Origin of the sequence: Litoreibacter arenae DSM 19593, assembly GCF_000442275.2 — a bacterium.
GTDB classification, from domain to species: domain Bacteria; phylum Pseudomonadota; class Alphaproteobacteria; order Rhodobacterales; family Rhodobacteraceae; genus Litoreibacter; species Litoreibacter arenae.
The window spans coordinates 947,267-959,685 of sequence record NZ_KE557306.1 but is presented as its reverse complement, the minus strand read 5'-3'; the positions used below and the strand labels follow the sequence as shown (position 1 = coordinate 959,685).

At 61.5% G+C, this 12,419-nt stretch carries 13 protein-coding genes; 2 read left to right on the top strand and 11 right to left on the bottom strand.

What is annotated here, in order from left to right:
* Positions 1–25: 25 nt before the first annotated feature.
* From THALAR_RS04780 to THALAR_RS04765, 4 genes are all read right to left on the bottom strand, one after another.
* Entirely contained in the window at positions 26–661 is a 636-nt protein-coding gene (locus THALAR_RS04780; protein ID WP_322786912.1) for a DUF6639 family protein, read from the bottom strand.
* 320 nt (positions 662–981) lie between these two features.
* Entirely contained in the window at positions 982–2,595 is a 1,614-nt protein-coding gene (locus tag THALAR_RS04775; RefSeq protein ID WP_021100363.1) for a BCCT family transporter, read from the bottom strand.
* Between the two features lie 122 nt (positions 2,596–2,717).
* Positions 2,718–2,924, bottom strand: a complete 207-nt coding sequence (locus THALAR_RS04770) for a hypothetical protein (protein WP_021100362.1) — start codon at positions 2,922–2,924, stop codon at positions 2,718–2,720.
* Entirely contained in the window at positions 2,921–4,075 is a 1,155-nt protein-coding gene (locus THALAR_RS04765) for an aromatic ring-hydroxylating oxygenase subunit alpha (RefSeq protein ID WP_021100361.1), read from the bottom strand. The genes THALAR_RS04770 and THALAR_RS04765 overlap by 4 nt, the downstream gene beginning before the upstream one ends.
* Positions 4,076–4,427: 352 nt before the next feature.
* Between THALAR_RS04765 and THALAR_RS04760 the strand changes: the two genes are divergently transcribed.
* On the top strand, positions 4,428–4,667 hold the full coding sequence (locus tag THALAR_RS04760; protein ID WP_021100359.1) for an EF-hand domain-containing protein: 240 nt from the start codon (positions 4,428–4,430) through the stop codon (positions 4,665–4,667).
* Positions 4,668–4,771: 104 nt separating this feature from the next.
* On the opposite strand, the gene ilvN is transcribed toward THALAR_RS04760, so the two are convergent.
* The 7 genes from ilvN to THALAR_RS04725 all read right to left on the bottom strand — a co-directional run bounded on the left by ilvN (position 4,772) and on the right by THALAR_RS04725 (position 11,118).
* Positions 4,772–5,335: an acetolactate synthase small subunit gene (gene ilvN, locus THALAR_RS04755; RefSeq protein WP_021100358.1), complete on the bottom strand. Its 564-nt coding sequence runs from the start codon at positions 5,333–5,335 to the stop codon at positions 4,772–4,774.
* 73 nt (positions 5,336–5,408) lie between these two features.
* The gene (locus THALAR_RS04750) at positions 5,409–5,777 is read right to left on the bottom strand and encodes a hypothetical protein (protein WP_021100356.1); all 369 of its coding nucleotides are present in this window, start codon (positions 5,775–5,777) and stop codon (positions 5,409–5,411) included.
* The gene (locus THALAR_RS04745; RefSeq protein ID WP_040817226.1) at positions 5,777–6,388 is read right to left on the bottom strand and encodes a hypothetical protein; all 612 of its coding nucleotides are present in this window, start codon (positions 6,386–6,388) and stop codon (positions 5,777–5,779) included. The genes THALAR_RS04750 and THALAR_RS04745 overlap by 1 nt, the downstream gene beginning before the upstream one ends.
* 3 nt (positions 6,389–6,391) lie before the next feature.
* A complete protein-coding gene (locus THALAR_RS04740) occupies positions 6,392–8,152 on the bottom strand; it encodes an acetolactate synthase 3 large subunit (protein ID WP_021100354.1) in 1,761 nt (586 codons plus the stop codon).
* A gap of 305 nt (positions 8,153–8,457) precedes the next feature.
* Positions 8,458–9,225 carry a hydroxypyruvate isomerase family protein gene (locus tag THALAR_RS04735; protein WP_021100353.1) on the bottom strand — a complete coding sequence of 256 codons (768 nt, stop codon included), beginning with the start codon at positions 9,223–9,225 and terminating at the stop codon, positions 8,458–8,460.
* A complete protein-coding gene (otnC, locus tag THALAR_RS04730) occupies positions 9,225–9,869 on the bottom strand; it encodes a 3-oxo-tetronate 4-phosphate decarboxylase (RefSeq protein WP_021100352.1) in 645 nt (214 codons plus the stop codon). Before otnC ends, THALAR_RS04735 begins: the two co-directional genes overlap by 1 nt.
* Positions 9,870–9,927: 58 nt before the next feature.
* The gene (locus THALAR_RS04725) at positions 9,928–11,118 is read right to left on the bottom strand and encodes a winged helix-turn-helix domain-containing protein (RefSeq protein ID WP_021100351.1); all 1,191 of its coding nucleotides are present in this window, start codon (positions 11,116–11,118) and stop codon (positions 9,928–9,930) included.
* A 102-nt stretch (positions 11,119–11,220) separates the two neighbouring features.
* Between THALAR_RS04725 and THALAR_RS04720 the strand changes: the two genes are divergently transcribed.
* Positions 11,221–12,411 carry an FAD-dependent monooxygenase gene (locus THALAR_RS04720; RefSeq protein WP_021100350.1) on the top strand — a complete coding sequence of 397 codons (1,191 nt, stop codon included), beginning with the start codon at positions 11,221–11,223 and terminating at the stop codon, positions 12,409–12,411.
* Positions 12,412–12,419 lie beyond the last annotated feature (8 nt).

Here is a 12,419-nt window from a genome sequence, read left to right as displayed (position 1 = left end):
AGGTAATCAGGGCTTCCAAACCTAGCTAGAACCGCTCAAAATCAAACAATATCGTGCCATTCAGAATTTTCCGGAGATACCCGCACTGATCATCGCGCTGCGACAGGTGCGCCCAAGCTTTTCGGGCGAATAAGGTCGGCGCCATGAAAAGTATGATCGCACTCAACTCGTCGCGTGAGACCTTGCCGTCCACTCCGGACCTCTCGACAAACTCGGCTCTTTGCTCTGGGGTCAGGGACATGATCTGCACCGTATAGGCAACGTATTCGTTGGCTGCGATACAACTGTCGAACGGGCAGGGGGTCGCATCAAAGATCGCGTGCGACAGCTCATGCACGATAACGCTTTCGAAATAAGAAGCGATGTCCAGAAACGCCAGCGCATCTTGCGGGCTGCGTCGCGCCTGCATCGGTCCGGGCTCAAGCACCTCGATGAAGTCTTCCCCACAGTGGTATAGCGCAACGCATCGCGGTTTGAGGTCGCTGACTACCTCTATTCTAAGCGGACGGGTGAGTTTCGGAAGATCGCACTGATCAAAGAGCAGCTCGGCACTTTTGACAGCATTGCACACCATTTCGGCAGCGACCGATTGGTCTGAGGTGACGCTCACATCGGTCTCTGGGCACGTTATTGTTCCCGAAAATGCGGGCAATACTGACATTGGCACCAAAAGAGCCCCAAGTAGCCTGCCTAGCAGCATAATAAACCTCGCTTGGTTGTTGTTCCTTTCGCTTGTTCCGCCGATTGACCCGCACATGTCTGTGCTTGCCCGAGAAGTCGGTGCGCTGATAGCGTTAAAAGTATAGCAAAAATGCAGGGTAGCTGCATTGCGCTAGGTCATTTTGCGTTTCCCTTGAAAACCTTCCGGATAGCCGAGGAACTGCTGCTGACTTTCTGGCGTCCAGCAGTACCTCTGTATGTCGGGCCGCAAAAACCCGCCCTAAAAGGGCGGGTAGTCACGTTTGTTTTGCCAAGTGGGAGCTAGCGCGGCTCGGTGCGCAGGCCTTGGAAGATGGTGTAGCACATCACCAGCATCAGCACCGCGAAGGGCAGGCCGGTTGCGGTGACGCCTGCCTGAAGTGCCGACAACCCGCCGCCGATCAGCAGCACGATAGCGATCAGTCCCTCGACGATGCACCAGAAGATGCGCTGCGGCACCGGCGCGTCGATCTTGCCGCCTGCCGTGATGGTATCAACCACCAAAGAGCCGGAGTCCGACGAGGTCACGAAGAACACCAAGGCGAGGAAAATCGCTATGGTCGATGCGATCTTGGTGAAGGGCAGCTCGTTGAGCATCCCGAACAGGGACAACTCGGGCGAGTAGCTGTCGATCACGTTTGCCTTCACCATAGACGTCTCGGGGCTGGTAAGGATCTGGTCGATGGCGATGCCGCCGAAGACGCCCATCCAGATGAAGATGATCAGTGACGGGATCACCAATACACAGATGATGAACTCGCGCACGGTCCGGCCACGGCTGACACGGGCGATGAACATGCCGACGAAAGGCGCCCAGGACACCCACCAGGCCCAGTAAAACGCGGTCCAGCCTTCGCGGTAGGCGTCGTCATCGCGCCCGAACGGGTTGGACAACGGGATGATTTCGGCGGTGTAGGCCACAAGGCCGGTCCAGAACCCGTCCAGCCCCGCCAGCGTTGGCCCGACCAGTAGCACGAACAGGAAGAACAGCACCGCCAGCACCATGTTGATCTCCGACAGGACTTTCACTCCGCCGTCGAGCCCGCGATAGACCGACACCAGCGCAACAGCCGTAACCAAGATGATGATGATTACCTGCGCATCGGTTGAGATTCCCAGACCGAATGCGAAGTTGAAGCCCGCATTGGCCTGCTGCGCACCAAGCCCTAGGGAGGTGGCCAGCCCGAACAGGGTGGCGAACACCGCCAGAATGTCGATGAAATGGCCCCACCAGCCCCAAACCCGCTCGCCCAGAATGGGGTAGAAGCAGGACCGGATCGAGAAGGGCAAGCCCTTATTATAGGTGAACAAAGCCAGCGCCAGCGCCATGATCGCATACACGGCCCAGCCATGCAGGCCCCAATGGTAGAAGGTCGCGGCCAGCCCCATGGAACGCGCGGCGTCCACGTTTTCTGCAATTATGCTGCCATCCTCTGCGATCGGGGAGGGGACACCCAAAGGCTCGGAGACGTTCATGTGATAGACCGGCTCCAGCACGCCAAAGAACAAGAGACCGATGCCCATACCCGCCGCAAACAGCATGGCAAACCATTCAGGGTAGGAATATTCCGGCACCGCATCCGGCCCACCCAGCCTGACTTTGGACATTGGCAGAAAAATCAGGGCCAGACAGAAGATGACGAAGAAATTGACGATGATCATGAAGAACCAGTCGAGCTGGGTCGTCGCAAAATTGCGCACCGCCAGAAAGGTGGCGCCGGCTTGCTCAGGGAAAATCAGCGTCAGAAGCACGAAGGCCACTGCGGTCAGCCCCGAAATGACGAAAACCGGATTGTGAATGTCAAAGCCGAACGGCCCCAGAGTGCCGTCGATATTGTCTTGTCCAACTTCGAAATCGGTTTCGATCTCGCCGTCGTCAGATGTTGAATCAGTCATGGTTTTCCTACTCTTAGCTCCCTGTCACACCGCTATGTGGCGGCTGGACATATCGGTTTCGTAGTAGGTTGGATGTTTGCATGGCTCCGCGTTTGTCGCAAGGTAAGGCAATTCTACGCCATTCAAAGCCGCCCTTGCGCCCGAAGCTGCTGTGCCAGCTTGGCGGCCCGCGCATCCCCCGCTTCCAGCGCGAAGACATAGGCGTGGGTCAGGTAGAAGCCCGCTGCAACCTCATTCGTGGCGGCCTCGGATGCGCGGGTATACAGCGTGACCAGCGACGCCACATCGCCCGCCGCATGGGCGGCAAGCAGCTCTGCGTCAAGGCTCACTGCGCCGCGACCGCGTGGCCCCGTCGGTAGTCCAGTATCCGCTGCGCCACCCATGCGTGGAAGCAATGCGTCGGGCCGTCCATCGCAGGGCTGAAGCGTCCGCCGTCGAAGCCCGGCCCGTAGCGGCCACGTTGCATGCCTTCGACCACAAAGATGTCCTCCTCGAACACCTCTTTCCACAGCGCGGTGTTTTTGGCGCGCATAGCGTCGTCGACCTTGGGGGCGGCGTAGTAGATATGGACATGCTCCAGCGTCTCGTTGATCGAGGTCGGTTCCAGAATGATCGCGTAGGCGTGGTCGCGCTGCGCGGCCAGCAGCACGTTGGGATAGACCGCGATATATTCCGCACCCTCGTTCCATTTGTCGCTGAGACCGGCAAAGTCGGGGAACCGCGCACCGTTCTCGCCTTTGAACTGGCGGTAGACCAGCGTGCCCTGACCCGAATACTTGTGCGGCTCCTCTATATTATAGTGGTCTTCCAGCCGCGAATAACTGTTCAGGCCGGGATGGACCCAGGGCAAATGGTAGCTTTCACAGTAGTTCTCCACTGCCAGCTTGTAGTTGGTCTTGGCGCTTAGGGTGAAGCTGCTATCCGCGCCGCCATGATATATCGGTTGGTCGAACTCAGCCCAACGGGCGATCAGGTCAGCATGGACCTCCTCGAACGGGGCGGCGGTGCCGGAGATGTTCACGAAGACGACGTCGCGCCAGACATGCGAGCGGATTTCGATCAGGCCCAGCGTGTCGGTGTCGATCGCCTCATGGGTGTTCATGCCCGGTCCGCCCACATGCGGCGTTGCCACCAGCTTGCCCTTGGTGGAGTAGCACCACGAATGATAGGGACAGCGGATCGCGCCCTCGATCTTGCGCGGCTCGGAGACGAGGATCATTCCGCGATGGCGGCAGGTGTTCTGGAATACCCGCACGCAGCCATCCTTATCGCGGATCAAAAGCAGCGGCAGGCCGAGAAATTCCAACGGCTTGGCGTCACCCGCCTCTGGCACATCAGCCCCCACCGCCAGCCCCGCCCAAGAGGCGTGCAGCACCGCTTCGCATTCCTCCGCGAAGGTGGCCGCGTCAGTGTAATGGGCGTTGGGCAGGCCACGGGCCTGCGTGATCGGGGCCACGACGGCGGTGAGATCGGTGGACATAGAGAGGCCTCCCAACAGCTATAGTAGGGGAAGGCTCCCAGATTCGGGCAGTTGCGGCTTGTATCACTGCGACACCTCTTGCCTCACTGCGACCGATGCACGGCTTCTTGCCCAAACGCCGGCAAAGCGTCGGAAACTTCCCGCCGAGAGGGCGGGCAGGGGTCTTGCTCGGCAACCCTGCGCCTGCGCGACCGCTTGGAAATGGCAGCGAATGGCCCGTTTCGGGGCGGTTTGCACGACACTCTCCCCAAAGCGCGGCGGCGGGTCCATCTATTGTTTCGAGACCACCGCACAGGTGGCTCGGGCCCTGAAGGACGGGCCTTAACCTTTAAACGACCAAACGGAGAGTTCTATGAAAACCGCTCTTATTGCACTGACCACCGCAACTGTGATGGGCACCATGACGGCATCCGCCGCAGTGGCCGATCTGGACAGCGACGGCGATGGCGTCGTGTCCTTCACCGAAATGCTGGCGGTCTATCCGACCATGACGGAAGAAGGCTTCGCCGCAGTCGACACCAATGGTGACGGCGTGGTGGACGAAGAAGAACTGACGGCTGCCACCGAAGGCGGTCTGATCCCCGAGGCCTAAACCAAATTCGTCACGGCGGAAGCCAGCACCCTTGCGCCGTGGCGACAGATCCGTGTTCCTGCTCTTGTTCGATCTGCCTCGGGCGGGCGGGGGCGCGGATCGCTCTATTTGGCGCCGCGCGATAGGGCCGCGACGCCGGTGCGGGCCTGTTCAATCAGGCCGAGCGGGCGCATAAGCTCCGCAAAAGCATCAATTTTTTCGGAATGCCCCGTCATCTCGAAGACGAAGCTTTCCAGCGTGCTATCCACTACATTCGCCCTGAAAATCTCTGCCAGACGCAGCGCCTCGATGCGGTCGTTGCCGGTGCCTGCGACTTTGAACAGCGCCAGTTCCCGCTCGACGCTGGCCCCTTCTTCGGTCAGGTCGTGGACGTCATGGACGACCACCATCCGCTCCAGCTGGGCCTTGATCTGGGTGATCACGGCGGGCGTTCCCACGGTGACAATGGTGATGCGGGAGCGGTGGCCTTCATGGTCCACCTCCGCCACGGTGAGGCTTTCGATGTTGTAGCCGCGCCCCGAGAACAGCCCGATCACCCGCGCCAGAACGCCCGCCTCGTTGGTGACGACGCAGGCCAGCGTATGGCGTTCGATGTAGTCGGCGTTGGGGTCTTTCAGGTCGTAGGCCGAGTGCTTCGACGAGCCTTTTTTGATTTTCAGCGGGGACATTTTTGGGCCTCTTTTCGGTGTCTGATATGTGTCGGCTTTGCGTCTGCCATGCGTATGGCAAAATTTCGGGCGGCTATCTTATGTCGATCACGGGCGTGCCGGACTTCGCCGGATAGCCCGCTTGTGTCAAGAGTGTCAGGCGCAGCGGCTCCTGCGCCGGTTTGTCGATGCAAATGCTGGCGGGTTTCACGGTGACTGGTACGCCGTCAATTTCGATCCGGTCCGAGAAATGCAGCACCTGCGCATCGCCCGATTCCGTGGCGGTGGCGGTCACCAGATAGCCGCCTTCAGGCGCGTCGTCGCAGCCCGTGCCGCAAACACAAACCTGCGCCGCTTGCGTGAAGCGCAACTCCTGCTGGTAGACGTCGCGGTTCAGGTCGAAGTCCGGCACGACGGCAGGAGGCAGGGCGGCAGCGAAGAGGGAGGTGAGCCAGTTCCACATTAGTTAACGTCTCCTGGCGTATAGTAGCCAAGCGAAACACCTCTTTGAGCGTCCGACGCCCGGTTTCTTTCCTGCGCGACAACGTCGATCCGAGCGATAAAAGCTGGTCCGCGATAGGTATTTGCGCCCACCTCGATCCAGTCAGAGCACTTTTGGCATTCAAAAGTGTGACTGACGAAATCGGAACCAATAAACTTGTCGTTTGGAAATTGATTGAGAAGCTCGTTCAAGCACTCTTCGACGTCTTGCTCGTTGACCTTTTGATGCATCGCACGAACGAGAGCGAAACGACCATCGCGGGTGCGCAATGCCAAACGTGCGGCCTCGGCCTCATAGTCGTTTTTCGTCATGGCCACCTCAGCTACGGGCACTCCACACTCACAGGTGGTCGATCCTTCCTCGGTCACAGTCCCGTCGCTCCACAGCATATAATAGCGATATCTCTCGTTCTCGCGCCGAAAGCTTGTCACTGCGACGGTCTTGCCCCAGAGCTTTTTCCTGATCCTTCCGAGGTGTCGCGCAGGCTTGGACAATATCTCACCGTCCTCGAACACCAATTCATAGGTGTCCGATGTCTGGCGAAATTTCACTCCCTCAGCCGGTTCGAGCATGCCCTACACCAACACCGCGCCTTTGGTGCCGATGGCGTCCTCGCCGGTATCCTCGCCCATCAGCATCTCGTTATGCGGTGCACCCGACGGGATCATCGGATAGCAGTTTTCGTGTTTCTCGACGCCGCAATCGAAGACCACGGGGCCGTCAAACTCGAGCATCTCCATGATCGCGTCGTCCAGATCGGAGGGGTCGGTGCATTTGATGCCTTTCGCCCCAAAAGCCTGCGCCAGCACCACAAAGTCGGGCAGGGCCTCGGACCACGAGTGGCTGTAGCGGTTGCCGTGCAGCAATTGCTGCCACTGGCGGACCATGCCGAGGCGCTCGTTGTTCAGGATGAACTGCTTGATGGGCAGGTTATACTGACGTGCGGTGCCCATTTCCTGCATGTTCATCAGCCATGACGCCTCGCCCGCCACGTTGATCACCAACGCATCGGGATGCGCCACCTGCACACCGACGGAGGCGGGCAGGCCGTAGCCCATGGTGCCCAAGCCGCCGGAGGTCATCCAGCGGTTGGGGTCCTCGAAGCCCATATATTGCGCGGCCCACATCTGATGCTGGCCCACCTCGGTGCAGATGAAGCGGTCCTTGCGGTGCTTGGTCAGCGCCTCAAGCCGTTGCAGGGCATATTGCGGCTTGATGATGGTTTCAGAGTTTTTGTATTCCAAGCAGCGCTTTGTGCGCCACTCTTCAATCTTTTTCCACCACTTCGCCAGACCGTCCTTATGGGTCTTGCGCCCGCGCGATTTCCACACCCGCAGCAGGTCTTCGAGCACATGGGCCACGTCGCCGATGATCGGCACGTCCACATGGATGATCTTGTTGATGGAAGACGCGTCGATGTCGATATGCGCCTTCTTGGAATGGGGCGAGAACGCATCCACACGGCCTGTGATCCGGTCGTCGAAGCGCGCCCCGATATTGATCATCAGGTCGCAGCCATGCATCGCCATATTGGCCTCGTAAAGCCCGTGCATACCGAGCATACCGAGCCACTGATCGCCGGACGCAGGATAGGCACCAAGACCCATCAGCGTGGAGGTCACGGGGAAGCCGGTTTCCTTCGCCAACTCGCGCAGCAGCGCGGTCGCGCTGTCGCCGGAGTTGATAACTCCGCCGCCGGTATAGAGGATCGGGCGCTGCGCCTTTTCCATCATCTCCACCAGTTCGGTGATCTTCTCGATATCGCCCTTCACCTTGGGCGCGTAATGCTGCGTGCTGGCGGCTTTGGGCGGCACATAGGTGCCTTTGGCGAACTGCACGTCCTTGGGGATGTCGATCAGCACGGGGCCGGGGCGGCCGCTGGTGGCGACGTGGAACGCCTGATGGATCACGTCGGACAGCTGGTCGGTGTCCTTCACCAGCCAGTTATGCTTGGTGCAGGGGCGGGTGATGCCGACGGTATCAGCCTCCTGAAACGCGTCGTTGCCGATCATGAAGGTCGGCACCTGTCCGGTCAGCACGATCATCGGGATGCTGTCCATCAGCGCGTCGGTCATGCCGGTCACGGCGTTGGTGGCACCGGGGCCTGAGGTCACCAGAACCACGCCCGGCTTGCCGGTGGAGCGCGCGTAGCCCTCGGCGGCATGGGTCGCGCCTTGCTCGTGGCGCACGAGGATGTGGTTGATTTTCTCTTGCTGGAAAATCTCGTCATAGATCGGTAGCACGGCGCCACCGGGATATCCGAATACCGTGTCCACGCCCTGATCTATCAGGGCCTGAACCACCATCTCCGCGCCGGTCATCTGCTTGTTCGCCATCGTGCTGTCCTTAGCTATCCATCTTTTCATCTGCTCACAAAAAAGCCCCCGTGTTTGGCGGGGGCGCATGGGGTCCGATATGGAGTATCGTTACCGACCCATGCACCGCTTAACTAGAATGACGACTACATCGGCCATGCCGGATGCTCCTTCGTGAGTGTGCGGGGACATTACCAGCCGATTCAGGGGGGTCAACCGCCAATTGGCTGAATTTTGTGTCTCTGGGTGCGGTATTTTGGTATTTTTGTTTCGTAAGGGCCAGTTTTCTGGGAAGGTTCGCAAAATCTCACCCCTGAACCGCCCGTTTAACGGTAGGATTGCATCCAGCCGAGTCCGTCTTCCATGGCCCCGCGCGGTTTGTATTCCGCGCCGAAGGGCCTGGCCCAGCCCAGCCGCGCCAGTTCCGGCAAGAGCTGCGTGTAGTCGACCTCGCCGCTATCCGGCTCGCCGCGATCGGGGACGGCGGCGAACTGGACGTGGCCGATGTGATCGCGGCAGCCCTCGAACAGGTTTGCCAGATCGCCCTGCATGATCTGCAAATGATAGCAGTCGAACATGATTTTCAGGTTCGGCAGGTCGACGGCGGTCAATGCCTCCTGCGCCTGTGGCACCGTGCCGATGTGGTAGCCTTTGGCGTCGCGGCTGTTCAGCGGCTCGATCAGAATCGTGCGCCGCGTCAGGGCGGCCTGCGCGCAGGCGTAGCGCAGGTTCTGGGCGAAGGTTGCTTTCGCCTCCGCGCTGCGGTCGGTGAAGCCCGCCATGACATGCACATTCGGCGCGCCGATCTCGCGGGCATAGGCCAGCGCCTCGTCGATATAGCCGCGTGCTTCCGCCTCGCGGCCCGGAATGGCCGCGCAGCCGTTATCGCCGCCTGCGACGTCCCCGCGCTGCGTGTTGAGGCCGAGGCAGGGCAGGCCGGTTTCGTCCAAGGCGGCTTTCACGTCAGCGGAGGGCGTGGTGTAGGGCCAGTGCAATTCCACCGCGACGAAGCCCGCGTCCTTGGCCTTTTGGATGGCGTCGGGCAGGGGCAGGTCGTTCCACAGAAAGCCCAGATTAGCCGAGAATTGTAGCATCAGTCCCACTCCACATTGAATTTGGTGACCACGTTTTGCACCTGTTCCGGCGTCAGTGCCTTGGCGTCATAGCCGCGCATCAAGATAGCGAGGCGGGCGGTGTCTTCCAACTCTTCGATGGCGTTACACGCCGCCTCGATATCCTTGCCCGCCACGACGGGGCCGTGATTGGCCAGCATCACCGCCGAGCGTTTGCCCGCCAGCCCGCGCACCGCGTCGCCCATCGCCGGATCGCCGGGCAGGAAGAAGGGCAGCAGCTTGACGCGGCCCAGCTTCATGATCGCGTAAGGCGTCAGGGGCGGCAGGAAGTTGTCTTCGTCCACATCGGGCATCAGCGACCACGCGACGGAGTGGCAGGAATGCAGATGCACCACCGCCCCCGCGTTGGAGCGGGTGTCGTAGAACGCGGAATGCAGCGGCATTTCCTTGGTGGGCTGGTCGCCGTCGATCAACTGGCCACCCGCGTCAAACCGCGACAGGCGGGCGGGGTCCAGGCGCCCGAAGGAGGTGCCGGTGGGCGAGACCAGCAAGCCGCCATCGTCGGTGCGGGCGGAGATATTACCGGTGGAGCCGCCGGTCAGCCCACGGTCGAACATGGATTTGGCAAGCAGGCAGATCTGCTCGCGCAACTGGGTCTCGGTCATGGGGCCTCCGTACGGGTCTGCGACGTTCATCGCCGGAAAACGCAGTCCGATCAAGTTTTTACCGCAGCCAATCCGCCGCGAACTCGATGTCAGCGACTGCCGCCAGCTTTGCGCTGCGCCCGATGGCCGTGGTCAGCGCCTTGATGCGGCCGGACCCCATGCGCACGCCCGCCTCGGGCCAGAATGCCCGCACCGCCATGGTGTTGCGCGCGCGGTCGGCCTTCATGTCGATGCGCCCGATGATGCGGTCGCCTTCCAGCACGGGGAAGACGTAGTAGCCATATTTGCGCTTGGCCTCCGGCACGAAGACCTCGATGCGGTAGTGGAAGTCGAACAGCCGTTCAGTGCGCTTGCGGTCGCGCAACGCCGGGTCGAAGGGGGACAGGATGCGGATGCGCTTGGTCGGCTCCATCAGCGGGACGTCCAGCACGTCGGGCCGCGCGAAGGAGCGGCGGGGCTTGCCTTGGGCGGTCTCCAGCATGACCTCGATCAGATCGCCTTGCGCCAGTTCGCTTGCGCACCAGTCCTTGGCCTCGGCGGGTGTGATGATGTCCCAGAACGCCGCCATCTCGCCCGAGGTGGCGAAGCCCAGATTGTCCAGCGCGGTGGTGCAGGCGTGGTTAACCGTTTCTTCAGGGGTGAACCGCGCGTTGAGATGTTCCGGCGGGATCACCCTTTCGGTCAGGTCGTAGAACTTGCGGAAACCCTCGCGCCGCGTCACCGACAATTCGGCCGAGCGCCACAGATATTCCAGCGCGGTTTTCGACGGATGCCAGTCCCACCAGCCGCCGGAGCCTTTCTTCTCATCCTCCCCCACATCGCCGGAGCAACATGGCCCATGGTCGGAGATACGCTTCAGGATGGTCTGGAATTTCTCATCATAGCCCGCCCGACGCCAGTTCTTGTAGCGGGCCTTCAACGTGACCGCATCGCGGGCAAATTTCAGCCGCCAATGGGCAAAGTTCTCGATGTGGATTGCTGAGGCGTCGTGCGTCCAGTGCTCGAACACATGGCGGTCCGCCAGCATCCGGTCCAGCGCCTTGGGGCGGTAGTTCGCACGGCGGGCATGCAGGATCATGTGATGCGCGCGGGCGACCGTGTTGATGCTGTCGAGCTGCACGAAGGTCAGATCCTCAAGCATCTGCTGCAAGTCAGCGCCCTTGCCGGGACCGGTCGGGGCCTCGCACAAGCGGTGCCGCGCAAGGTGGTGGTGGCGCACGGTGGCAAGCGGGATCAGGGGCAGGGTCATGGCGGCTCCAGCGGTGTTTTGCCACTATGGCCAGTCGGGGTCTTTCGCGCCACCCGTATCCTGCGTATCAATCTTCAAAACAAAAGCGGAGCAGCGAATTCCATGACCAAAAGACGCGCGGTTATTGCGGGAGGCGGTATTGGCGGGCTGGCCTGCGGGCTGGCACTGGCGCAGACCGGCTGGGAGGTCGAGGTGCTGGAACAAGCACCGGAACTGGCCGAGGTCGGCGCAGGCATTCAGGTCAGCCCCAACGGCATGGCCATGCTGGACCGGCTGGGCGTGACGCCAATGATCGAGGAAACCCTGTTCGAGCCGGAGGCGATAGAGCTGCGCATGGGCCGTACCGGCCGCCGCGTGTTCCGCCTGCCGATGAAGGGTTATGCGCAGGCGCGGTGGGGCAAACGGTTTATCCAGATACACCGTGCGGACCTGCATAACGCCCTGGCGCGGGCGCTGCATGCGCAGCCTTCGGCGCAGTTGCGCACGGGCGCGAAGATCACCGGATATGTGCGCGAGCGCGGCGGCGCGTCGGTCTATCTGGAACGCGGCGACCGTGTGTTCGGCGACCTGTTGGTCGGCGCGGACGGTGTGCGGTCCGAGATACGTCAGCAGATGTGTGGTGCGGACCGGGCGCGGTTCACCGGCAATGTCGCGTGGCGCTCGGTGGTGCCGGTTGCCGCGTTGGGTGACCTTGCGCCGCCGCCGTTCGGTGTGATCTGGGCGGGGCGGGGCAAACATGCGGTGACGACACGGGTGAGGGGCGGTGCCTACGTCAATTTCGTCGGCATTGTCGAGCAGGACGACTGGACCGAGGAGGGCTGGTCGATCCCCGGCAAGATCGAGGACGCGTTGGCCGATTTCGGCGCATGGCAGCCTTGCCTGCGGGCGGTGTTGGAGGCGTCGAACGGTCTGTTCCGCTGGGCGCTCTATGGCCGCCCGCCACTGGCGACGTGGTGTGACGGGCCGGTGACGCTTCTGGGTGACGCGGCGCATCCGATGCTGCCGTCGATGGCGCAAGGTGCCGTGATGGCGCTGGAGGATGCGGTGGTGCTGGCGGACGTGCTGTCGGGCGAGCCGGACCGCGCCCGCGCGGTGCAGGCCTATGAAGCGAAGCGCAAGCCGCGGGTGACGCGGGTGCAGGAACGCTCGGCTTCAAACGCGCGGATGTTCCACCGACATACGGGGCTGGGGCAGTTGGCGACCTACGGGCCGATGGCGGCGGCGTCGCGGTTGTCGGTGGGGGCAATCCAGCGTCAGCAGGACTGGATTTATGGTTTTAACGCAGCGGGTTGATGGGTGAT